This is a genomic window from Lysinibacillus sp. 2017 (genome assembly GCF_003073375.1).
Taxonomy (GTDB): domain Bacteria; phylum Bacillota; class Bacilli; order Bacillales_A; family Planococcaceae; genus Solibacillus.
On the sequence record NZ_CP029002.1, the window covers coordinates 1 to 25,215 of the forward strand.

Consider the following 25,215-nt stretch of genomic DNA (forward strand, 5'->3'; position numbering starts at 1 on the left):
AATATTTATCCACAACGTGTGGTTATGTGTATGAAATGCTTTTTTAATCGTAAAATGCATAATTTATAGCTCTGTTCGTTGAATAAAACACAGAGCATTTCTTTTTTATATACGAATATAAATTTGTGAAATGAAATAACGAAAGGAAGAACAAGCTTGGAACATTTAGAAAATTTATGGAATAAGGTACTTGCCCAAGCTGAACAAAAAATTTCAAAACCAAGCTTCGATACTTGGCTAAAATCAACAAAATTGCTCGCACATAGCGGCACAAATGTAACGATTTCAGCCCCTAACTCTTTTGCCCGTGATTGGCTTGAACAATACTATATTCATATGATTACAGGAATATTAAATGAGTTAACAGGAGAAGACTTGCTCATTAAATTTGTCGTTCAGAAAGACCAAAATGCTGATGATTTTGAGCTACCTCCACCAATTACACAAGCAAAATCAAATGAACATCACGATATTTCACCAGGTATGCTTAATCCAAAATATACATTTGATACGTTCGTTATTGGTTCAGGTAACCGCTTTGCGCACGCTGCCAGTTTAGCTGTCGCTGAAGCACCTGCTAAAGCTTACAATCCTTTCTTCATTTACGGGGGCGTAGGTTTAGGCAAAACACACTTGATGCATGCAATTGGTCATTATGTTAAAGAACATAATCCAACAGCTAATGTTGTGTATTTATCATCTGAAAAATTTACAAATGAATTCATCAACTCTATTCGTGATAATAAGGCCATTGATTTCCGTAATAAATACCGCAATGTTGACGTATTACTCATTGATGATATTCAATTTTTAGCTGGAAAAGAGTCAACGCAAGAGGAATTTTTCCATACATTTAATACATTGCATGAAGAATCAAAACAAATCGTCATATCAAGTGATCGACCACCAAAAGAAATACCTACCCTAGAAGATCGCTTACGTTCTCGCTTTGAATGGGGACTTATTACAGATATCGCGCCACCTGATTTAGAAACACGAATTGCTATTTTACGTAAAAAAGCAAAAGCGGATCGTTTGGATATTCCAAATGAAGTTATGCTTTATATTGCCAACCAAGTCGATACAAACATTCGTGAATTAGAAGGTGCATTAATTCGCGTTGTTGCCTATTCTTCATTGGTTAATGAGGATGTAACACCTGAGCTTGCTGCAGAGGCACTAAAAGATATTATGCCAAATTCAAAACCGCGCATGATTTCAATTTTAGATATTCAAAAGACAACAGGTGAGCATTTTAACATTCGTTTAGAAGATTTCACGGCAAAACGTCGTACAAAATCAATTGCTTTCCCTCGTCAAGTTGCTATGTATTTATCCCGCGAATTGACGGATTTTTCACTGCCTAAAATTGGTGAAGAATTTGGTGGACGCGACCATACGACTGTTATCCATGCACATGAAAAAATTTCGACTTTATTAAAAATAGATCAACAATTACAACAAGATATTAAGCAAATTCGTAGTATGTTAGGCAAATAATTGCTGTGTATAACTTCACGAGTTCTTCACAATGTTATGCACACTTTACTAACATGTGAATAACCCGTGATACTTGGTTAAACTAGTGGTTATCCACAAATCCACAGGCCCTATTACTATATCTATTAATATCTTTAATAAATAATTAATTATATAAGAGAGGTAAAACTATGAAATTTGATATTTTACGTGATCGTCTTTTAGATGGATTAAATGATGTTATGAAAGCAGTAAGTTCTAAAACAACAATTCCGATTTTAACGGGGATTAAAATTGATGTAACAAACGAAGGAATGAGTTTAACAGGTAGTGATGCAGACATTACGATCCAGACTTTTATTCCTGTTGAAGAAAACGGCGAACAAATTATAAACATTACACAAACAGGCTCGATTGTATTACAAGCGCGTATGTTCAATGAAATTGTTCGTAAATTACCAACAAACGAAGTTGAAATCGAAGTAACAAACGGTTCAGCAACAATTATTCGCTCAGGTAAATCAGAATTCCACTTAATTGGCTTAGATGCAACAGAATATCCACAGCTTCCTGAAATCGCTACTGATCGCCAATTTGCAATTCCAACAGATCTGTTAAAATCAGTTATTCGTGAAACAGTATTTGCTGTTGCTACTTCAGAAAGTCGTCCAGTGTTGACAGGTGTAAACTGGAAGGTAGAAGAAAATGAATTAATATGCGTTGCAACGGATAGTCACCGTCTTGCACGTCGTAAACTAAATCTCGAAAATTTACCAACGGACATTGCTCCAGTCGTAATTCCAGGGAAAAGCTTAAATGAATTAAATAAAATTTTAGAAGACACAAACAATCCAGTTCAAATTGTCTTAACAAATCAACAAGTATTATTTAAAACAGACGATGTATTATTCTTCTCTCGTTTGCTAGAGGGTAATTATCCAGATACGTCTCGCTTAATTCCCGAAGATTATAAAACAAACGTAACAATTAACGGAAAGTCATTGTTACAAGCAATTGATCGTGCTTCACTATTAGCACGTGAAGATCGCAATAATGTAGTTCGTTTTGAAACATTAGAAAATAATACAATCGAAATTTCTTCAAATTCACCTGAAATTGGTAAGGTTGAAGAGCAAATTCAAGTCGAAAGCTTAGACGGAGAGGCTTTAAAAATTTCTTTCAGCGCAAAATACATGATGGAAGCTTTAAAAGCAATTGATGGACAAGATGTTATTATCCAATTTACTGGGGCAATGCGTCCGTTCATTTTACGTTCAGTAGTAGACGATGCGATTTTACAATTAATTTTACCTGTACGTACGTATTAATTTATAAATACATCAAGAGCAGTCACATACTTTGGCTGCCTTTCTTACAAAAGGAACAGTCCTAACTTGTTTTTGAGACTGTTCCTTTTTTACTTCTGGACAATTTTTAGGTATGATAGATAGATAAGACTTTATTTAAGTGGAGGATGAATTACGTTGAATGATTTAAAAATTAATACGGAATATATTACGCTCGGTCAAGCTTTAAAAATGACCGATGCTATTAGCTCTGGTGGTATGGCAAAATGGTTTTTAAGTGAACATGAAGTATATGTAAATGGAGAAGCAGAAGATCGTCGCGGAAAAAAATTACGCCACGATGATGTAGTGAATATTCCAGGTGTCGGTCGTTTCCGCATTGTGGACGAATTCATTGAAAATGGAGAAAATTAATTCATGAACATTGAGCGCTTGCAGCTAACGAATTATCGTAATTACGAGTCGCTAACACTAGACTTTTCGCCGAGAATCAATGTATTTATCGGTGAAAATGCACAGGGTAAAACAAATGTCATGGAATCGATTTACGTATTAGCAATGGCCAAATCTCATCGCACATCGAACGATAAAGAATTAATACGTTGGGATGCGGATTATGGTAAAATAGAAGGTGCAATTGAAAAGCGTTACGGTAGTATTCCTATCGAATTAACGATTTCTAAAAAGGGTAAAAAAGGCAAACTCAATCACCTTGAACAAACAAAGTTAAGTAACTATATTGGTCAAATGAATGTTGTTATGTTTGCCCCTGAAGATTTAAATATCGTCAAAGGAAGCCCCCAAATTCGCCGTCGATTTATCGATATGGAAATTGGCCAAATTTCGCCAGTTTACTTACATGATTTACTAATGTTTCAAAAAATATTAAAGCAGCGTAATCATTTGTTAAAAAGTAATCAAGGAAAAACATCGTTCGCTAATGATGTCATGTTCGATGTTTATACAGAGCAGTATGTTCAGGCAGCTGTTCAAATTATAAGAAAAAGATTTCAATTTATGGAGCTATTACAAGAATGGGCAGAACCGATTCATAACGGGATTTCTCGTGGTTTAGAAAAACTAGTTATTAAGTATCGTCCAGTTACTGGAATGGAAGCTAGTTGGACTGCTGATGAAATGACTAATTATATGACTCAAAAACTTAATGAAATGAAGCAACGTGAAATTGAGCGCGGTATCACATTAATTGGTCCACATCGAGATGATTTACAATTTTTTGTGAATGATTATGATGTACAAGTTTATGGTTCACAGGGTCAACAACGAACAACTGCACTTTCTTTAAAACTTGCAGAAATTGAACTCATTAAACAAGAAACAAAAGAAACGCCTATTTTATTGCTAGACGATGTTTTATCTGAACTCGATGATTATCGTCAATCGCATTTATTAAATACAATTCAAGGTGAAGTCCAAACATTTGTTACAACTACAAGTGTTGAAGGAATTCATCATGACACGATTCAACATGCCAAGCTTTTTACCGTAACAAATGGAAGTATTGAGCAGTAAAGAATTTGTGTTTTAAAAGCATGAAAATCAATTAAAAAGTGAAGCATACTGATAGTTATGAAAGAGTAGGTGAACAATAGTGACTTTAGAAGAAAATAAAGTCCAGCAGTCTTATGATGCGGAACAGATTCAAGTATTAGAAGGCTTAGAGGCCGTACGCAAACGCCCAGGTATGTATATTGGTTCAACAAGTTCAAAAGGATTGCACCATTTAGTTTGGGAAATTGTTGATAATAGTATTGATGAAGCATTAGCTGGCTATTGTACAGATATTTCAATCACAATTGAACAGGATAATTGGATTCGCGTAGAAGATAATGGTCGTGGTATTCCAGTTGATACACAGGAAAAAATGGGCATGCCAGCAGTTGAAGTTATCATGACGGTTTTACATGCTGGTGGTAAATTCGGCGGTGGCGGTTATAAAGTATCAGGAGGTCTACATGGTGTAGGTGCTTCTGTTGTAAATGCCTTATCAGTTGAAACAATTGTTCAAGTGCATCGTGATGGAAAGATTCACGAAATTCGATTTGGCCGCGGTCATACCACTCAGAAATTAAAAGTGATTGGCGAAACAGACCATAACGGTACAACAACGCGTTTCAAAGCTGATGCTGAAATTTTCAAAGAAACATTAGTGTATGAATACGATATTTTAGCAACACGTATCCGTGAGTTAGCTTATTTAAACCGTGGTATTCGCATTAAAATTGCTGATGAACGTACAGGACAAGAACGCTCTGAGACATTCCACTTTGAAGGTGGTATTCGTGAGTATGTAGAGCATATTAACGAAAATAAAGAACCCATTCATGTACCAATTGATGTTTTAGGTGAAAAAGAAGGAATCACTGTTGAAATCGCTATGCAATATAATGCAGGCTTTAGTTCAACAATTATGTCTTTTGCCAATAACATTAATACCTATGAAGGCGGTACACATGAATCTGGTTTTAAAACAGCTTTAACACGTGTGATTAATGACTACGCACGTAAATCTGGGATCATTAAAGAAGCGGATACGAATCTTACAGGGGAAGACGTACGAGAAGGCTTAGTCGCAATCGTATCAATTAAACACCCAGAGCCTCAATTTGAGGGTCAAACAAAAACAAAACTAGGTAACTCAGAAGTAAGCCAAATTACAAATGCTTTATTCTCAGAAGGTTTTGAGCGTTTCTTATTAGAGAATCCATCTGTTGCTCGTCAAGTTGTTGAAAAAGGTACAATGGCGGCGCGTGCACGTGTTGCAGCGAAAAAAGCACGTGAATTTACGCGTCGTAAATCAGCACTTGAAGTATCAAGCTTACCAGGTAAATTAGCAGACTGTTCTTCAACAAACCCTGCTGAATCTGAAATTTACATCGTAGAAGGTGACTCTGCCGGTGGATCCGCAAAATCAGGTCGTGACCGTCACTTCCAAGCCATTTTGCCACTGCGCGGTAAAATCTTAAATGTAGAAAAAGCACGCTTAGACCGCATTTTATCGAATGCCGAAATTCGTGCCATGATTACAGCGTTTGGTACAGGAATTGGTGAAGAATTTAACTTAGAAAAAGCACGTTATCATAAAATCGTTATCATGACGGATGCCGATGTTGATGGCGCACATATTCGTGTTTTATTATTAACATTCTTCTTCCGTTTCATGCGTCCATTAATCGAAGCAGGTTATGTTTACGCAGCGAAGCCACCACTTTATCAAGTGAAACAAGGGAAGCATGTTGAATATTGCTACTCAGATCAGGAACTAGATGAAATTTTAGAACGTCTGCCAAAATTACCTAAGCCAAATGTACAACGTTACAAAGGGTTAGGTGAAATGAATGCAGAACAATTATGGGATACAACAATGGATCCAGAGTACCGTACATTAATTCGGGTAGAATTGGATGATGCAATTGAAGCTGATAAAATTTTCGATCATCTAATGGGCGATGAAGTTGCCCCACGTCGTGATTTTATTGAGGAAAATGCTGTATACGTGAAAGACTTGGATATTTAACTTTCTAGAGCATTTAAACACTCAAGAGGTTAAATCCTCTGGTGGGTATCATGAATTCGGAAAGAAATTCTTTGTGTAAGAACAAAACTGAATTTAGATGCAGTGATGCCGAGGTATCATTGGTTAATAGTTAGTGCAATTGGAAGGAGGCCCTTATTTTGTCTGACATTCAACATGGACACATAGAATCAAGAAATATTACAACCGAAATTAAAACATCTTTCCTAAGCTACGCAATGAGTGTTATCGTGGCGCGTGCATTACCAGATGTTCGTGATGGTTTAAAACCAGTACATCGTCGTATTTTATTTGGGATGCAAGAATTAGGAAATACTTCAGATAAAGCTTATAAAAAGAGTGCGCGTATCGTTGGGGATGTAATGGGTAAGTTTCACCCACATGGTGACTCATCAATTTATGATGCAATGGTACGTATGGCACAAGACTTCAGCTATCGTTATATGTTAGTTGATGGTCATGGTAACTTTGGTTCAGTTGATGGCGATGGTGCAGCAGCAATGCGTTATACCGAATCACGTATGTCAAAAATCGCAATGGAAATGCTACGTGACATTAACAAAGATACAATCGATTTTGGCCCAAACTATGACGGTAGTGAAAGCGAGCCGTTAGTTTTACCAGCACGTTACCCAAACCTTTTAGTGAACGGGGCATCGGGTATCGCAGTAGGGATGGCAACAAATATCCCACCGCACCAACTTGGTGAAACGATTGATGGGGTATTAGCAGTAGCTGATAATCCAAGTATCACAACAGAAGAGCTAATGGAAATCATTCCTGGTCCAGACTTCCCTACAGGTGGGATTCTTCTAGGACGCAGTGGGATTCGTCGTGCGTATGAAACAGGGCGCGGCTCACTGACAATTCGTGCAAAAGTTGAAATTGAGCAAGCTACAAACGGTAAGGAAACAATTTTAGTCCACGAACTTCCATACCAAGTAAACAAAGCAAAATTAATTGAAAAAATTGCCGAATTAGTACGTGATAAAAAAATCGATGGCATTACAAATTTACGTGATGAATCTGACCGTAACGGTATGCGTATCGTTATTGAAGTTCGTCGTGATGCAAATGCCAATGTCGTATTAAATAACTTATATAAACAAACAGCGATGCAATCAAGCTTCGGTGTAAATATGCTTGCATTAGTAGATGGTCAACCAAAAGTATTAAGTTTAAAAGAAGTGCTTTATCATTACTTAGAACATCAAAAAGTAGTTATTAAACGTCGTACTGCATTCGAACTTCGAAAAGCGGAAGAACGTGCACATATTTTAGAAGGTTTACGAATTGCACTTGACCATATTGATGAAATCATTTCAATTATCCGAGCTTCTCGAAGCGGAGAAGAAGCGAAACCACAATTAATGGAGCGCTTTAGCTTATCTGAACGCCAAGCACAAGCCATTTTAGATATGCGACTTGTCCGTTTAAGTGGATTAGAACGAGAAAAAATTGAGAATGAATACAATGAATTGATTAAATTAATCGCAGAATTGAAAGCAATTTTAGCAGATGAATCAAAAGTAATCGAAATCATTCGTACTGAAATGACCGAAATTAAAGAACGTTACAATGATAATCGCCGTACAGAAATTACTGCAGGTGGTTTAGAAATGATTGAAGACGAAGATTTAATTCCTCGTGAAAATTCAGTACTTACATTAACACATAATGGCTATATTAAGCGTCTAGCAGCCAATACGTATCGCTCACAAAAACGTGGTGGTCGCGGTGTTCAAGGAATGGGCACAAACGAAGATGACTTCGTTGAACATTTATTATTCACATCGACACATGATACGATTTTATTCTTTACATCTAAAGGGAAAGTATTCCGGGCAAAAGGCTATGAAATTCCTGAATATGGACGCCAAGCAAAAGGATTACCAATTGTAAACTTACTTAATATTGATAAAGGTGAAAAAGTAACAGCGATGATCCGTGTAGCGGAATTCAAAGAAGATGCTTACTTTATCTTTACAACAAAAACAGGGGTTACAAAACGTACACCAGTTGATCAATTTGCAAATATCCGTACAAATGGTTTAATTGCTATTACATTACGTGAAGATGATGAATTATTGGCGGTACATTTAACAGATGGTACGAAAGAAATTATTATCGGTACACGCGAAGGAATGCTTGTTCGTTTCAAAGAAGAGGATATCCGTTCAATGGGACGTACAGCTGCCGGGGTGCGCGGTATTAAATTACGCGAAGGCGACCAAGTAGTCGGCATGGAAATTTTAGAGCCAGGTCAGGAAATTCTAGTTGTAACAGAAAAAGGCTATGGTAAACGTACGCCAGAAGCTGAGTACCGTTTACAAAGTCGTGGTGGTCTAGGTCTTAAAACAATGCAAATTACCGATAAAAACGGTAAGATGTGTGCAGTTAAAGCTGTGGACGGTTCAGAAGATATTATGTTAATTACAATTAACGGCATGTTAATTCGTATGGACATAAATGATATTTCTGTTATTGGTCGTAGCACACAGGGTGTTCGCTTAATTCGTCTTTCAGAAGATGAATTAGTAGCAACAGTTGCACGTGTGAAAAAAGACGATGATGTAGCGGAGTTAGACGAAGAAGCCGAAGAGAACGAAGAATAATTTACTGAAAGGTAATTCAGGTAATTAAAACTACTTGAATTACCTTTTTTTTATTTATTTTCATCCATCTTTTTAATATGATAGTATAAAGGTCATAATACAAAGAACAATAACGCAAAATGAAAATACGATAAAATATTGAAACATCTTCTCAATATTTAAAACATTCGATACAATAGTAATAATTAACTAATGTAAGGGGTTGTGAAGTTGGAAGTAGCATTTATGAAGGTTGAAGAATTGCGATTAGGAAAGACTATCGCAGAAGATATTTTTGCCAATACACAATATCCAATTATTTATAAAGATACAAAAGTAAAACCTGAACTGATACGTGTTTTCGAATTATTTAATTTAAAAAATGTATTAGTATATCAAGATGTTGAAGTGGAAGAACTAAATGAAAGTACTCCTGAAATTCAAGCAGTTCAAGCCATTCCAGTCTCGTTGCCGAAATATACAAGCTTTGAAAAATACTATAATGACGCTATAGCACAGTTAAAGAAAGAGTTCTCTAACTGGGAAGCTGGTGGGAAAATTGATATTACAAAAGTACGAGGGATGATTATTCCACTAATTGAAAAAGTATTAGAAGATCGTTCTTATATATTTGATTTAAATAGTTATTCAAATCCAAAAGATTATTTATTCCATCATTGCATCGCTACAGGATTAATAGCATCAATTATGGCGAGGAAATTAGGATTTGAACGCGGAATCACAATTCAATTAGCAATTGCAGGAATGTTAGCGGATAGTGGTATGTCTAAAATTCCAGCACGAATCCGTGAAAAGAAGAGTACATTAACAGAATCGGAATATATGGAAGTTCGAAAGCACCCACAGTACAGTTATACGCTTGTAAAAAATTTACCGGCTATTAAGGAAGTAATGAAAGAGGCCATTTATCAGCACCATGAGCGATTAAATGGTAGTGGCTATCCAAAAGGGGACCGAATTGGTTCGATATCAAACTTTGCACAAATTATTGCAGTGGCGGATGTTTTCCATGCTATGACAAGTGAACGACTATATCGTTCAAAGCAATCGCCATTTAAAGTAATCGAAATGATTAAAGAAGAAGAGTTCGGAAAGTTTGATGCCAATGTTGTACAAGCATTAGTTGATATTGTTGTAGATTTACCGATAGGAACTAAAATTGAACTATCAAATTTAGAATTAGGTGAAGTCATGTTTATCAATAAATACTCTCCAACACGTCCTTTGGTAAAATTAATGAGAACAGGTGAAATCATTGACCTCTCTTCAAAAAGAACTTTCTACATTTCACGTGTCATTACAAAAAAATATTAATTCCTTAGAAATACTCAATTGTTTTTATAAACAGTAGAGTATTTCTTTTATTTTCCCACAGGTATAAAAGCAAGTAAGATGAATCGGATTCTATAAAAGTTTATTTTAAAATTATATTGACGGTAAAAGTAAATGATGATATTATAGATGAAGTCCTTAAGAAAACCTAACATTATGAAATGCATTTAAACATTAAATTAATGTTGATTTAATAAAGGAAGTATAGTATAATAATAAAAGTTGTTAACTTACGACTTAAGAAACAACGAAAACTTACTTTTAAAAAGTGTTGACAAGACATTTTATAAATGATAAGATATAAGAGTTGTCACTTAAGACAACGACATGAACCTTGAAAACTGAACAAGCAACGTTAATGAAACAAAGCTTCTTAAATGAAGCAAAAATAGATATCAACTTTTAGTTGATACGCTAGCAAAGCAAATGAGCTTTCAAACTAACTATTATGGAGAGTTTGATCCTGGCTCAGGACGAACGCTGGCGGCATGCCTAATACATGCAAGTCGAGCGAATGACGAAGAAGCTTGCTTCTTTTGATTTAGCGGCGGACGGGTGAGTAACACGTGGGTAACCTACCTTACAGATTGGGATAACTTCGGGAAACCGGAGCTAATACCGAATAATATTTTTCTTCTCATGGAGAGTTATTGAAAGACGGTTTCGGCTGTCACTGTAAGATGGGCCCGCGGCGCATTAGCTAGTTGGTGAGGTAACGGCTCACCAAGGCAACGATGCGTAGCCGACCTGAGAGGGTGATCGGCCACACTGGGACTGAGACACGGCCCAGACTCCTACGGGAGGCAGCAGTAGGGAATCTTCCACAATGGGCGAAAGCCTGATGGAGCAATGCCGCGTGAGTGAAGAAGGATTTCGGTTCGTAAAACTCTGTTGCAAGGGAAGAACAAGTAGCGTAGTAACTGGCGCTACCTTGACGGTACCTTGTTAGAAAGCCACGGCTAACTACGTGCCAGCAGCCGCGGTAATACGTAGGTGGCAAGCGTTGTCCGGAATTATTGGGCGTAAAGCGCGCGCAGGTGGTTCCTTAAGTCTGATGTGAAAGCCCACGGCTCAACCGTGGAGGGTCATTGGAAACTGGGGAACTTGAGTGCAGAAGAGGATAGTGGAATTCCAAGTGTAGCGGTGAAATGCGTAGAGATTTGGAGGAACACCAGTGGCGAAGGCGACTATCTGGTCTGTAACTGACACTGAGGCGCGAAAGCGTGGGGAGCAAACAGGATTAGATACCCTGGTAGTCCACGCCGTAAACGATGAGTGCTAAGTGTTGGGGGGTTTCCGCCCCTCAGTGCTGCAGCTAACGCATTAAGCACTCCGCCTGGGGAGTACGGTCGCAAGACTGAAACTCAAAGGAATTGACGGGGGCCCGCACAAGCGGTGGAGCATGTGGTTTAATTCGAAGCAACGCGAAGAACCTTACCAGGTCTTGACATCCCATTGACCACTGTAGAGATACAGTTTTCCCTTCGGGGACAACGGTGACAGGTGGTGCATGGTTGTCGTCAGCTCGTGTCGTGAGATGTTGGGTTAAGTCCCGCAACGAGCGCAACCCTTGTTCTTAGTTGCCATCATTTAGTTGGGCACTCTAAGGAGACTGCCGGTGATAAACCGGAGGAAGGTGGGGATGACGTCAAATCATCATGCCCCTTATGACCTGGGCTACACACGTGCTACAATGGACGATACAAACGGTTGCCAACCCGCGAGGGGGAGCTAATCCGATAAAATCGTTCTCAGTTCGGATTGTAGGCTGCAACTCGCCTACATGAAGCCGGAATCGCTAGTAATCGTGGATCAGCATGCCACGGTGAATACGTTCCCGGGCCTTGTACACACCGCCCGTCACACCACGAGAGTTTGTAACACCCGAAGTCGGTGAGGTAACCCTTGTGGAGCCAGCCGCCGAAGGTGGGATAGATGATTGGGGTGAAGTCGTAACAAGGTAGCCGTATCGGAAGGTGCGGCTGGATCACCTCCTTTCTAAGGATTTTTCGGAATCATTCCTTCGGGGAATGAAACATTAACGTTTGCTGTTCAGTTTTGAAGGTTCATCGAAAGATGAAAAACTTCAAAAAAATATTTGCTCCTGTCGCTAGCGCTATTGTCGCAAAGCTGCATGAAGCAAATTCAGCGAAGCTTATTCACGATGTGATTGAAGTCAGCTGCTTTGTTCTTTGAAAACTGGATAAAACGACATTGAAAGCAATAAACAAATTTTCTATTAGTAATAATAGATCACAAACGTCAAGTAATTGACGTGCAAACTTAAATCTTGAACTTGTTCAAGTTTAACTAAACTTTTGGTTAAGTTAATAAGGGCGCACGGTGGATGCCTTGGCACTAGGAGTCGATGAAGGACGGCACTAACACCGATATGCCTCGGGGAGCTGTAAGTAAGCTTTGATCCGGGGATTTCCGAATGGGGGAACCCACTATCTTTAATCGGATAGTATCTACACGTGAATTCATAGCGTGATGAGGACAGACGCAGAGAACTGAAACATCTAAGTACCTGCAGGAACAGAAAGAAAATTCGATTCCCTGAGTAGCGGCGAGCGAAACGGGAAGAGCCCAAACCAAAGAGCTTGCTCTTTGGGGTTGTAGGACATTCTATACGGAGTTACAAAAGAATGAGCTAGACGAAGCGACTTGGAAAGGTCCGCGAAACAAGGTAAAAGCCCTGTAGTCAAAAGTTCATTCCCTCCAGAGTGTATCCTGAGTACGGCGGAACACGTGAAATTCCGTCGGAATCTGGGAGGACCATCTCCCAAGGCTAAATACTACCTAGTGACCGATAGTGAACCAGTACCGTGAGGGAAAGGTGAAAAGCACCCCGGAAGGGGAGTGAAATAGATCCTGAAACCGTGTGCCTACAAGTAGTTAGAGCCCGTTAATGGGTGATAGCGTGCCTTTTGTAGAATGAACCGGCGAGTTACGATTACGTGCGAGGTTAAGTTGAGAAGACGGAGCCGCAGCGAAAGCGAGTCTGAATAGGGCGAATTAGTACGTGGTCGTAGACCCGAAACCAGGTGATCTACCCATGTCCAGGGTGAAGGTGAGGTAACACTTACTGGAGGCCCGAACCCACGCATGTTGAAAAATGCGGGGATGAGGTGTGGGTAGCGGAGAAATTCCAATCGAACCTGGAGATAGCTGGTTCTCTCCGAAATAGCTTTAGGGCTAGCCTCGTGATTGAGAATACTGGAGGTAGAGCACTGTTTGGACTAGGGGCCCATCTCGGGTTACCGAATTCAGACAAACTCCGAATGCCAGATATTTATACACGGGAGTCAGACTGCGAGTGATAAGATCCGTAGTCAAAAGGGAAACAGCCCAGACCACCAGCTAAGGTCCCAAAGTAATCGTTAAGTGGAAAAGGATGTGGCGTTGCTTAGACAACCAGGATGTTGGCTTAGAAGCAGCCATCATTTAAAGAGTGCGTAATAGCTCACTGGTCGAGTGACACTGCGCCGAAAATGTATCGGGGCTAAACGATTCACCGAAGCTGTGGATGCATCCGTATGGATGCGTGGTAGGAGAGCGTTCTAAGGGCGTTGAAGTCAGACCGGAAGGACTGGTGGAGCGCTTAGAAGTGAGAATGCCGGTATGAGTAGCGAAACATGGGTGAGAATCCCATGCACCGTATGACTAAGGTTTCCTGAGGAAGGCTCGTCCGCTCAGGGTTAGTCGGGACCTAAGCCGAGGCCGATAGGCGTAGGCGATGGACAACAGGTTGATATTCCTGTACCACCTCCTCACCGTTTGAGAAATGGGGGGACGCAGTAGGATAGGGTAAGCAGAGCGTTGGTTGTCTCTGTTCAAGCAGTAAGGCGTGTATGTAGGCAAATCCGCATACTATAACGTTGAGCTGTGATGACGAGCTCGTATGAGCGAAGTTCCTGATTTCACGCTGCCAAGAAAAGCCTCTATCGAGGTGAGAGGTGCCCGTACCGCAAACCGACACAGGTAGTCGAGGAGAGAATCCTAAGGTGTGCGAGAGAACTCTCGTTAAGGAACTCGGCAAAATGACCCCGTAACTTCGGGAGAAGGGGTGCTCTTTAAGGTGAATAGCCATGAAGAGCCGCAGTGAATAGGCCCAGGCGACTGTTTAGCAAAAACACAGGTCTCTGCAAAACCGTAAGGTGACGTATAGGGGCTGACGCCTGCCCGGTGCTGGAAGGTTAAGAGGAGTGGTTAGCGCAAGCGAAGCTGCGAATTGAAGCCCCAGTAAACGGCGGCCGTAACTATAACGGTCCTAAGGTAGCGAAATTCCTTGTCGGGTAAGTTCCGACCCGCACGAAAGGCGTAACGATCTGGGCACTGTCTCAACGAGAGACTCGGTGAAATTATAGTACCTGTGAAGATGCAGGTTACCCGCGACAGGACGGAAAGACCCCGTGGAGCTTTACTGTAGCCTGATATTGAATTTTGGTACAACTTGTACAGGATAGGTAGGAGCCAGAGATTCCGGAGCGCCAGCTTCGGAGGAGGCGTCAGTGGGATACTACCCTGGTTGTATTGAACTTCTAACCCATACCCCTTAGCGGGGTAGGAGACAGTGTCAGGCGGACAGTTTGACTGGGGCGGTCGCCTCCTAAAGAGTAACGGAGGCGCCCAAAGGTTCCCTCAGAATGGTTGGAAATCATTCGAAGAGTGTAAAGGCATAAGGGAGCTTGACTGCGAGACCTACAAGTCGAGCAGGGTCGAAAGACGGGCTTAGTGATCCGGTGGTTCCGCATGGAAGGGCCATCGCTCAACGGATAAAAGCTACCCCGGGGATAACAGGCTTATCTCCCCCAAGAGTCCACATCGACGGGGAGGTTTGGCACCTCGATGTCGGCTCATCGCATCCTGGGGCTGTAGTCGGTCCCAAGGGTTGGGCTGTTCGCCCATTAAAGCGGTACGCGAGCTGGGTTCAGAACGTCGTGAGACAGTTCGGTCCCTATCCGTCGTGGGCGTAGGAAATTTGAGAGGAGCTGTCCTTAGTACGAGAGGACCGGGATGGACACACCGCTGGTGTACCAGTTGTTCTGCCAAGAGCATCGCTGGGTAGCTATGTGTGGACGGGATAAGTGCTGAAAGCATCTAAGCATGAAGCCCCCCTCAAGATGAGATTTCCCATTACGCAAGTAAGTAAGACCCCTGAAAGACGATCAGGTAGATAGGTTCGAGGTGGAAGTGTGGTGACACATGGAGCTGACGAATACTAATCGGTCGAGGACTTAACCACATTTTATTGCATAACTCAATGAAACGTTTATCCAGTTTTGAAAGAACAATTCTTTCTACATATACACGGATGTTCTTTAACATGACATCCATGTCATAGTGAAGTGATGATGGCAAAGAGGTCACACCTGTTCCCATACCGAACACAGAAGTTAAGCTCTTTAGCGCCGATGGTAGTTGGGGGTTTCCCCCTGTGAGAGTAGGACGTCGCTTCGCAAAGTTAAAACCGCTGAGAAATCAGTGGTTTTTTTGTGTTTAAAATTATCCATACAATTAGAAGCAGCATAATAAAGAAAGTAAATCAGTAATAAACTTTTAATAAACTAAAATATCTTCTTTAATAAATCATATTTTTTCATTGTTATAAAAAAATGTAGTATGATAAAAGAATACACTTTAGAAGAAAAAAATAATATTCTGAATTTTTTTACTTTTTTAAGCTTCTTGACAGTCGAGGTTCACGTTGTTAACCTTACAATAATATTCTTTTATAATAGGAGGAAATCTCAAAAATGTGGGAAACAAAATTTGCTAAAGAAGGTTTAACATTTGATGATGTATTACTAGTGCCAGCACACTCAGAAGTATTACCAAAGGATGTTAATTTATCTGTACAATTAACAAAAAATATTAAGTTAAACATTCCAATGATTTCTGCAGGTATGGATACTGTAACGGAAGCAAAAATGGCGATTGCAATGGCTCGTCAAGGTGGATTAGGGATTATTCACAAAAATATGAGTATTGATGAGCAAGCAGAAGAAGTAGAAAAAGTAAAACGTTCTGAAAATGGCGTTATTACAAATCCATTTTTCTTAACTCCAGAACATCAAGTATTCGATGCTGAGCATTTAATGGGCAAATACCGCATTTCAGGTGTTCCTATTGTAAATAACATGGAAGATCAAAAGTTAGTAGGGATCATTACAAACCGTGACCTACGCTTTATCTCAGATTACTCATTAAAAATTGATGAAGTAATGACAAAAGAAGATTTAATTACGGCGCCAGTAGGAACGACTTTAGCAGATGCTGAAAAAATTCTTCAACAATACAAGATAGAAAAATTACCAATCGTTGATGAAGACGGTAAATTAACAGGTTTAATTACAATTAAAGATATTGAAAAAGTAATTGAATTCCCAAATGCTGCGAAAGATAAACATGGACGACTTGTTGCTGGTGCAGCTGTAGGGGTTTCTAAAGATACAATGATGCGTATTTCAAAACTTGTAGAAGCACAAGTGGATATTATCGTAATTGATACAGCACACGGCCATTCTCAGGGTGTTTTAAATACAATTAAAGATATCCGTACGGCTTATCCAGATTTAGATATTATCGCAGGTAACGTAGCAACTGCTGAAGGTACTCGTGCATTATTTGAAGCAGGTGTTGATGTAGTTAAAGTAGGTATCGGACCAGGTTCTATTTGTACAACTCGTGTTGTTGCTGGTGTTGGTGTGCCTCAGATTACAGCCGTATATGATGCGGCTTCAGTGGCACGTGAATACGGTAAAGCAATTATCGCTGATGGTGGTATTAAATATTCTGGTGATATTGTAAAAGCACTTGCTGCAGGTGGTCATATCGTAATGCTTGGTTCATTATTAGCAGGTACTTCTGAATCTCCTGGGGATACAGAAATCTTCCAAGGTCGTCGTTTCAAAGTTTACCGTGGAATGGGTTCACTTGGCGCAATGGAAAAAGGTTCAAAAGACCGTTACTTCCAAGAAGATGCGAAAAAATTAGTTCCAGAAGGCATTGAAGGTCGTCTTCCTTATAAAGGACCTTTAGCAGATACAATTCACCAATTAGTTGGTGGTATCCGAGCTGGTATGGGTTACTGTGGTGCTCCAGATTTAGAGTACTTACGTGAGAAATCACAATTCATTAAAATGACGGGTGCAGGCTTACGTGAATCACATCCACATGATGTACAAATCACAAAAGAGGCACCAAACTATTCTATCCAATAATTGCTATGAAACTTTAAAACGCTACTATCGTCAAATTGATGAAAGTAGCGTTTTTTTATTAATATGAAGCACATTCAAACACACTTGTATGATAAAATGACGTAGATGAGAAAACATAAATTTGGAGGTAGCTTTGTGAAAAAAGTGAACAAACGATCAATCATGAGTCTTTTACTGATTCCAATATTATTACTTAGCATGTTGGCGATGGCACCTGCTACAACAAATGCAGCGGAAACAGATCTAGGCTTAACAGTAGATGCTTCGATTTTAATTGATGCAGATTCAGGGAAAATTTTATATGAACAAAACGCTAGTTCACCTCTAGGGATTGCTAGTATGACAAAAATGATGACCGAGTACTTACTATTAGATGCAATTGATGAGGGTACTATAACATGGGATCAACAATACCGTGTTACAGAGTACACACATAAAATTTCACATAATCGTGCTTTAAGTAATGTGCCACTACGTGCAGATGGTACATACTCGATTAGAGAGTTATATGAAGCAATGGCAATTTATTCGGCAAATGCAGCGACTATTGCGATTGCAGAAACAATTGCAGGCACGGAAAAAGAGTTTTTAAAATTAATGGATAAAAAAGCGGAAGAGCTTGGCTTAAAGGATTATAAATTTGTCAACTCAACTGGTTTAAATAATGCAGACTTACAAGGTATGCATCCTGCTGGTACTGGTGAAAGTGATGAAAATGTTATGCCTGCACGTTCAGTTGCAAAATTAGCCTATCACTTATTAAAAGATCACCCTGAAATGTTAGAAACAGCAAAAATCACGAAAAAAGTTTTCCGTGAAGGTACAGATGATGCCATTAATATGTCAAACTGGAACTTCATGTTACCAGGTCTTGTTTATGCATATGAGGGTGTGGACGGATTAAAAACAGGTACAACGGATTTTGCAGGACACTCATTTACAGGTACTGCAAAACGTGGAGATACACGTTTAATCGCAGTTGTTATGAGAGCCGTTGACTCAAAAGGTGTCGGTTCATATAAAGCACGCTTTGATGCAGCAGCAAAATTATTTGATTATGGTTTTGGACAATTTACAAAGCAAGAAATTTTACCTGCAAACTATACATTTGAAAAGCAAAAAACAATTGCTGTTAAAAAAGGTAAAGAAGATGCAGTGAAGATTGCCGCAAAAGAACCTATTTCGATTATGGTGAAATCATCGGAAAAAGATTTATACATTCCAAAATTAGCTTTAGAAGTTGATGAACTTGAAGCTGGCGTAAAAGCAGATCAAGTAGTCGGGAAAGTAATCGTTGAACGTACTGAGGGTACAGATTATGGGTATATCGATGGTTCTGAAATCTCAACGGATGTTGTCACTACTGAAGCGGTAGAGCGTGCCGGAAAAATGTCTTTATTCTTCCAAGGTATCGGGAACTTCTTTGGGAACTTATGGAGCGGTGTATTTGGCTTTGTAGGTAGTACAATTAAATAATAAGGAGCTTTTCTTTTAAGTATTTTCTTAAAAGAAGAGCTTCTTTTTTTATGGACAAATTTTAACGCATCTATTCTTAACATATAGTAAGGCTATGGAGGGATAACGATGTGTGGTTTTGTGGGTTGGATTGATTTTATGGGAAATTTAACGAATGACACAAAGGTAATCGAAAAAATGAATCGCACGTTAACGCATCGAGGTCCAGATGCGGAAGGGTATTATAAAAGTAAACATATATTACTTGGTCACCAGCGGCTAGCGATTATAGATTTACAAGGCGGTAACCAACCGATGACAAAGCAAGGCATTACGATTGTTTATAATGGGGAAATTTACAATGCTAGTGAAATTCGGGAAAAATTAATAGCATACGGGCATTCATTTGATACGACGTCAGATACCGAGGTGTTATTGACGGCGTATATACATTGGAAAGAAAAATGTGTGGATGTCTTAAATGGAATTTTTGCCTTTGCCATTTGGGATGAACGGGATGAAAGCCTCTTTTTATGTCGTGACCGTTTAGGGGTAAAGCCGTTATTTTATCAAAGATTGGCAAATGGGATTTTAGTTAGCTCTGAAATTAAAGGGTTGTTAGCACATCCTTTAGTAAAAGCGTCCGTTGATACAAATGGACTTGCGGCATTACTAAGTTTAGGGCCATCACGAATCGCAGGTCATGCTATTTTTAAAGGAATTGAAGAATTGAAACCAGCTCATGCCATGATCGTCACTAAGCAGGAAACAAAAGTGTGGCGTTATTGGGAAATTGAAAGCAAGGTGCATGTGCATACATTGGAAGAAACACGTGCGCAAGTAAGAGAATTGGTCGAAAATGCCGTAATTCGCCAACTAATAAGTGATGTACCGATTTGTACGATGCTTTCAGGTGGTCTTGATTCGAGTATCATTACGGCTATAGCAGCAAAGCAACTTTCTTACCATGACAAAACATTAGCAACATTCTCTGTTTCTTATGAAGACAATGATGCTTATTTTAAAGAAAATGCCTTTCAGACAACGCAAGATGGGTACTGGATTGATCAAATGAGACAACGCTATAAAACAGATCATCGTACAATTACTTTAACGCAAGATGCATTAGTAGAAGCCTTGAAGGATGCGATGTTGTTAAAAGATATGCCGAGTATGGCAGATATCGATAGCTCGCTTTATTTATTTTGTCAGGAAATGAAAAATGATTTTTCAGTAGGTCTGTCTGGGGAATGTGCAGACGAAGTGTTTGGCGGCTATCCTTGGTTTTATGAACAACAGCATGCTTCTGTATTTCCGTGGCTCCGTTCTACTAGTGAGCGAGAGGCTATGTTAAATCCAATTTGGCAACAACGACTCCAATTACCTGCATTTTTGCATGCAACCTATGAGCAAGCGTTAACCGAAATGCCAGTATTTATAGGGGATGAAGTAGAACGGGAACGGCAAAAATTATTTTACTTAAATAATCAATTCTTTATGCAAACATTATTAGAGCGAAATGACCGTATGACGATGGGAGCGAGCATGGAAGTAAGAGTGCCGTTTGCGGATCATACCGTTATTGAGTATGTATGGAATATTCCATGGGAAATGAAAAACAGTGGAGGGATGGAAAAGGGGATTTTACGACAGGCATTTGCAGATGTATTGCCAAAAGAGGTAGTATATCGTAAAAAAAATCCCTATCCGAAAACATATCATCCGCGCTACACAGAGCTTGTTCAAAATCAGTTGCAACAAATATTATTAAATAAAGAATCGATTTTATATGAGTTATTCGATAAAGAAAAATTACAACAGTTAATAACTAGTGGAGGCAAATCGTTTCACATCCCGTGGTTTGGCCAATTAATGGCAGGACCACAATTACTTGCCTATTTGATTCAGCTACATGAATGGGTGGAGCATTATGACATTAATATTGTGTCAGCTTAAAAGGTGGTTCTAAAAACTAGAAACCACCTTCGTGCTTAAGTATATTTTTGAATAGCCCAAATTCGCATAAGTTGATGAATCATCGTGTCAATGTCATCAAGGGGCAGATTACCGAAGCCAAGAGAAAAGACACATTTTTGGGATTTCTGAGGCGTTAAATAATAATTGGATAGTGGAATAATATGAATATTATTTTCTAATGCTAATTTGTATAGCTGCTGTTCGGATTGTTCATGTGTCATTGAGATTAATATATTCGTCCCTGCAGCGTCCCCTGAAATTTCAATTTGCGGGTAATAAGTGGAGAAAATATCGATGCATTTATCATGTTTTTTTCGATAAAATTTACGCATGCGATTTAAATGCTTTGAAAAATGCCCGTCCTTCATAAAGTTCGCTAAAATATGCTGTTCAAAGCGAGGTACGGTGGATGAATAGTAATTGAAACTGTCTTGATAAACCTTCACTAATGTTGGCGGCAACACGAAAAATGCGACGCGTAGGGATGGCATGAGTGATTTTGTGAACGTGCTTAAATATATAACACGGTCATTTTGATCTAAGCCCTGTAGTGCGGGAATTGGTTTGCCGATATAACGAAACTCGCTATCATAATCATCTTCTATAATATAGCGATTCGGTGCTTGTGCTGCCCATTTTAACAGTTGCGTTCGTCGATTTGCTGACAGTACGGCACCCGTTGGAAATTGATGTGAGGGTGTTACGTACACGATGTTAGCAGCTGTTTTTTGTAATTGTTCAACGATGAGACCATCTTCGTCAACATCGATGGGTATCGCTAAAGGCTCTAACTGATTACGCGGAATTGGTGAGTAACCTGGATTTTCCAATGCCAACATAGCGTTATCGCCGAATAACTTTAAAATCATCGGTAATAGCTGTTCAGTACCCGATCCAATGACAATTTGCTCTGGATTACAGTCAATACCACGTGATTGATGTAAGTAATTGGCGATCTCAATACGTAAAGCAAGCTCACCTTGTCGCTCCCCAGTTTGTAATAGATGCTTAAATGGTATATCAAGTACATCTTTTGCATATTTGCGCCATGTTGAAAAGGGGAAGGCATCTTCATCGATTTTTGCGGATGAAAAATCAATGGCATATGTTTTCTCAGGGAGAACTTCGGCTTGCTGAAGTTGAACGGCTGATTTTTGGGATGTTATAAGTGGTAATTCATCAATTTCCTCTACAAAATAACCAATGCGTGGTTTTGATGTAATGTAACCTTCTGCGACAAGCTGAGCATAGGCAAGCTCAACCGTTGTTTGGCTAATATTAAAAAAATCTGCAAGCTCACGTTTAGAAGAAAGACGAGACCCAACGGCAAGCTGCTGAGAAATGATGGCATTTTTTATTCCAATATAAAGTTGTTCATATAGTGGAATTGTATTTTCCTTTTGTAATTGGAAAAATAACATTCGTGTACCTCCCTTTGACCATAGTGGATATATGTTTTTTATATTAATTGATAAGGTCAAAAAAGTATAGCGTACAAAATGTTATACCGGATTCTATTAGTGAGAACTTGCAAAAAGGTAGCGTATATAGTACAGTAAATTTAAATTTATAAATGAATTCGATGATAGGAAGTAGTAACAAGCGCGTTTTTTCAAAGAGAGTCAGCGGGTGGTGGAAGCTGATAAAAACACTTGTGAATCCGTCCTTGAGATGCTTTTGCTGAAAATTTAGTAGGCTTAAGCCGGCTTACCAGAGTCGTTAAATGTTAAGTGGAATAGATTTTTTCTATTCAATTAGGGTGGCAACGCGGGTAGCTCTCGTCCCTTCATAGGGATTGAGGGCTTTTTTTGTGCTTATTTTTTCCTGAATTATATGTTTTTAACACTTGATTTAGGAAATAAAGCCTCGGCCGATGTTACAGATTAGCCCCAGTGGAATTGAACCACTAACATTAACGCGTGAAAGCGCTCAGGATCATCATTTCAAAACCATTAGGAGGAATCAATATGTTAGATATTAAACGTGTACGCGACAATTTTGAAGAAGTGAAAAAAATGCTTTTAACACGTAATGAAGACTTAGGAAACTTAGATAACTTCGAAAACTTAGACACAAAACGTCGTGAGCTAATCGCAAAAACTGAGGAATTAAAAGCAGAGCGTAACAAAGTATCAGAGCAAATTTCTGTAATGAAACGTAACAAAGAGGATGCAAGTGGCGTCATCGCACGTATGCGTGAAGTAGGCGATGAAATTAAAGCATTAGATGCTGAACTTAACGCAATCGAAGAAGAATTCAAAGATATGATGATGCGTCTACCAAACATTCCACATGAATCTGTGCCAGTTGGTATGGAAGAAGATGATAATGTGGAAGCATATAAATGGGGCGATGTACCGACATTTGAATTTGAAGCGAAACCACACTGGGATATCGCAAAAGATTTAGATATCGTGGACTTTGAGCGCGGCGCAAAAGTAACAGGTAGCCGATTCTTATTCTATAAAGGCTTAGGCGCTCGTTTAGAACGTGCATTAATTAGCTTCATGATGGACTTACATTCTGATAACCATGGTTATACAGAAATGATGCCTCCACAAATCGTTAACCGTGATAGTTTAATCGGTACTGGACAATTACCGAAGTTCGAAGAGGACGTATTCAAATTAGTGCGTGAAGAAGATGAAGTGGATTACTTCTTAATTCCAACGGCTGAAGTACCAGTAACAAACTATTACCGTGATGAAATTTTATCAGCGGATATGCTACCACAAGCATTCACAGCTTATAGCGCTAACTTCCGTTCAGAAGCAGGTTCTGCAGGTCGTGATACGCGCGGTTTAATCCGCCAGCACCAATTTAACAAAGTCGAATTAGTACGCTTTGTAAAACCAGAAGATTCTTATGAACAATTAGAACTTTTAACAGGTCACGCTGAAAAAGTATTACAATTATTAGGCTTACCTTATCGTAAATTAAAAATGTGTACAGCTGACTTAGGCTTCACTGCTGCGAAAAAATACGATTTAGAAGTATGGATTCCAGCGCAAGACATGTACCGTGAAATTTCTTCTTGTTCAAACTTTGAAGATTTCCAAGCGCGTCGTGCCAACATCCGTTTCCGTCGTGAAGCAAATGCAAAACCAGAATACGTGCACACATTAAACGGTTCAGGCCTTGCAATTGGTCGTACGGTAGCAGCAATTTTAGAAAACTTCCAACAAGCAGATGGATCAGTTGTGATTCCAGAAGTATTACGTCCATACATGGGCGGCGTAGAAGTTATTTCTGCAAAATAATAGTTAGTAAAAGCCTTAAGAGTATGAGATTTATCTCACTCTTAAGGCTTTTTTTCGTAAAAAAAGAAGTACATGTGAAAATAACGGGTTCGGTTGAGAGGTGCAAAAGGATAAATCGAACCCCTACTGGTGATGTTAATCACATTGATATTAACAACAAAATAGCATTAGAAAAAGTGATGGAATAATCCATCACTTTTTTTGGGTTTATTTTCTTCAACTAACGCAACCTTATGTTTAAGTACATTAGTTCATAAGGTTATCCGAAAAATTATTCTTTAATTATTGAGTAGTACGTATAGATACTTTAAGCTGAGCAAAGCAGTATTCTAAAACTACCTTTGGACGATTAAATGGACCTAAAAATTCTTAAATCAATAAGTCATTCAAACAAATTATCTTGCATCCTTTACTTTCATAATAGTCTATCATACCATCAATTTTCTTTTTATCATAACTGGTAATACAATCTGACAGTACACTAACCCCATAGTTTGATTTGCGTAAGTTATAGCAAGTTGATTTAACACAAGCAATTGCATCCGCCCCCGTGATGTAGAATTCGTCTATTTTATTCATATTAATAAACTCTGCGAATTCTTCACTTGTTAATGCGTTTCCTTTATATTTTGTAAAAACATTTTCTGATACCATTTTCAAATCTGGAACTAATTCAGCACCTCGTGTATCTGTTTTAAAAGTTCTCGTACCAGGTGACAAATTTTCATGTCTTATATAAACAACATGGATATTATTTTCGACCGCCCAATCAATTGATTTGTTGATATTGTCAATGATATCTTTATAGTTCTTTGTTATGTCATTTTGAATATCAATTATTACTAATGCTTTTTTCTGCATAATACTTCCTCCTAATAAATAAACTGATATCTTGATTTTTAATCCTGCTCCGTTAGTTTAAGAGCATTGTTTCACAATCTCTATATTTATTTTAGCGTAAATTTCCATTTACCTTCAAAAAAATAAGTTCACTTTATAAAAAAGCGA

The 25,215-nt window shown here is 39.0% G+C and carries 13 protein-coding genes, 3 rRNA genes and 1 other annotated feature; of the genes, 14 read left to right on the plus strand and 2 right to left on the minus strand.

All coding sequences use genetic code 11. From position 1 onward, the window contains the following. Positions 1 to 156 precede the first annotated feature (156 nt). The 13 genes from dnaA to asnB all read left to right on the plus strand — a co-directional run bounded on the left by dnaA (position 157) and on the right by asnB (position 20,926). Positions 157 to 1,500, plus strand: coding sequence for a chromosomal replication initiator protein DnaA (gene dnaA / locus DCE79_RS00005; protein WP_108711131.1), 1,344 nt, complete (start codon positions 157 to 159; stop codon positions 1,498 to 1,500). Positions 1,501 to 1,670: 170 nt separating this feature from the next. After that, positions 1,671 to 2,807, plus strand: a complete 1,137-nt coding sequence (gene dnaN, locus DCE79_RS00010; protein WP_108711132.1) for a DNA polymerase III subunit beta — start codon at positions 1,671 to 1,673, stop codon at positions 2,805 to 2,807. A 156-nt stretch (positions 2,808 to 2,963) separates the two neighbouring features. Next, the gene (yaaA, locus tag DCE79_RS00015; RefSeq protein WP_108711133.1) at positions 2,964 to 3,200 is read left to right on the plus strand and encodes a S4 domain-containing protein YaaA; all 237 of its coding nucleotides are present in this window, start codon (positions 2,964 to 2,966) and stop codon (positions 3,198 to 3,200) included. Between the two features lie 3 nt (positions 3,201 to 3,203). Then, positions 3,204 to 4,319 carry a DNA replication/repair protein RecF gene (gene recF / locus DCE79_RS00020; RefSeq protein WP_108711134.1) on the plus strand — a complete coding sequence of 372 codons (1,116 nt, stop codon included), beginning with the start codon at positions 3,204 to 3,206 and terminating at the stop codon, positions 4,317 to 4,319. Positions 4,320 to 4,398: 79 nt separating this feature from the next. Beyond that, a complete protein-coding gene (gene gyrB, locus DCE79_RS00025; RefSeq protein ID WP_108711135.1) occupies positions 4,399 to 6,324 on the plus strand; it encodes a DNA topoisomerase (ATP-hydrolyzing) subunit B in 1,926 nt (641 codons plus the stop codon). 158 nt (positions 6,325 to 6,482) lie between these two features. After that, entirely contained in the window at positions 6,483 to 8,957 is a 2,475-nt protein-coding gene (gyrA, locus tag DCE79_RS00030; protein WP_108711136.1) for a DNA gyrase subunit A, read from the plus strand. A gap of 210 nt (positions 8,958 to 9,167) precedes the next feature. Further along, a complete protein-coding gene (locus DCE79_RS00035) occupies positions 9,168 to 10,271 on the plus strand; it encodes an HD-GYP domain-containing protein (protein WP_108711137.1) in 1,104 nt (367 codons plus the stop codon). Between the two features lie 463 nt (positions 10,272 to 10,734). Then, positions 10,735 to 12,287 (plus strand): 16S ribosomal RNA (locus tag DCE79_RS00040). A gap of 322 nt (positions 12,288 to 12,609) precedes the next feature. Then, positions 12,610 to 15,537 (plus strand): 23S ribosomal RNA (locus tag DCE79_RS00045). Positions 15,538 to 15,636: 99 nt separating this feature from the next. After that, positions 15,637 to 15,752: ribosomal RNA gene (rrf, locus tag DCE79_RS00050) — 5S ribosomal RNA — on the plus strand. Together the 16S, 23S and 5S rRNA genes form the textbook arrangement of a ribosomal RNA operon. Before the next feature lie 296 nt (positions 15,753 to 16,048). Beyond that, positions 16,049 to 17,515: an IMP dehydrogenase gene (gene guaB, locus DCE79_RS00055; RefSeq protein WP_108711138.1), complete on the plus strand. Its 1,467-nt coding sequence runs from the start codon at positions 16,049 to 16,051 to the stop codon at positions 17,513 to 17,515. A 162-nt stretch (positions 17,516 to 17,677) separates the two neighbouring features. Further along, complete coding sequence (locus tag DCE79_RS00060; protein WP_369916806.1) at positions 17,678 to 18,991, plus strand: D-alanyl-D-alanine carboxypeptidase family protein; 1,314 nt, start codon at positions 17,678 to 17,680, stop codon at positions 18,989 to 18,991. 108 nt (positions 18,992 to 19,099) lie between these two features. Further along, positions 19,100 to 20,926 carry an asparagine synthase (glutamine-hydrolyzing) gene (gene asnB, locus DCE79_RS00065; protein ID WP_108711140.1) on the plus strand — a complete coding sequence of 609 codons (1,827 nt, stop codon included), beginning with the start codon at positions 19,100 to 19,102 and terminating at the stop codon, positions 20,924 to 20,926. A 35-nt stretch (positions 20,927 to 20,961) separates the two neighbouring features. Here the strand turns inward: asnB and DCE79_RS00070 are convergent, their stop codons facing one another. Beyond that, complete coding sequence (locus DCE79_RS00070; protein WP_108711141.1) at positions 20,962 to 22,368, minus strand: MocR-like pyridoxine biosynthesis transcription factor PdxR; 1,407 nt, start codon at positions 22,366 to 22,368, stop codon at positions 20,962 to 20,964. A 152-nt stretch (positions 22,369 to 22,520) separates the two neighbouring features. Continuing rightward, positions 22,521 to 22,736 (plus strand) — a binding site (T-box leader). 178 nt (positions 22,737 to 22,914) lie between these two features. Between DCE79_RS00070 and serS the strand changes: the two genes are divergently transcribed. Further along, positions 22,915 to 24,207, plus strand: coding sequence for a serine--tRNA ligase (gene serS / locus DCE79_RS00075; protein ID WP_108711142.1), 1,293 nt, complete (start codon positions 22,915 to 22,917; stop codon positions 24,205 to 24,207). Between the two features lie 369 nt (positions 24,208 to 24,576). On the opposite strand, the gene DCE79_RS00080 is transcribed toward serS, so the two are convergent. Then, positions 24,577 to 25,068 carry a cysteine hydrolase family protein gene (locus DCE79_RS00080; protein ID WP_108711143.1) on the minus strand — a complete coding sequence of 164 codons (492 nt, stop codon included), beginning with the start codon at positions 25,066 to 25,068 and terminating at the stop codon, positions 24,577 to 24,579. Positions 25,069 to 25,215 lie beyond the last annotated feature (147 nt).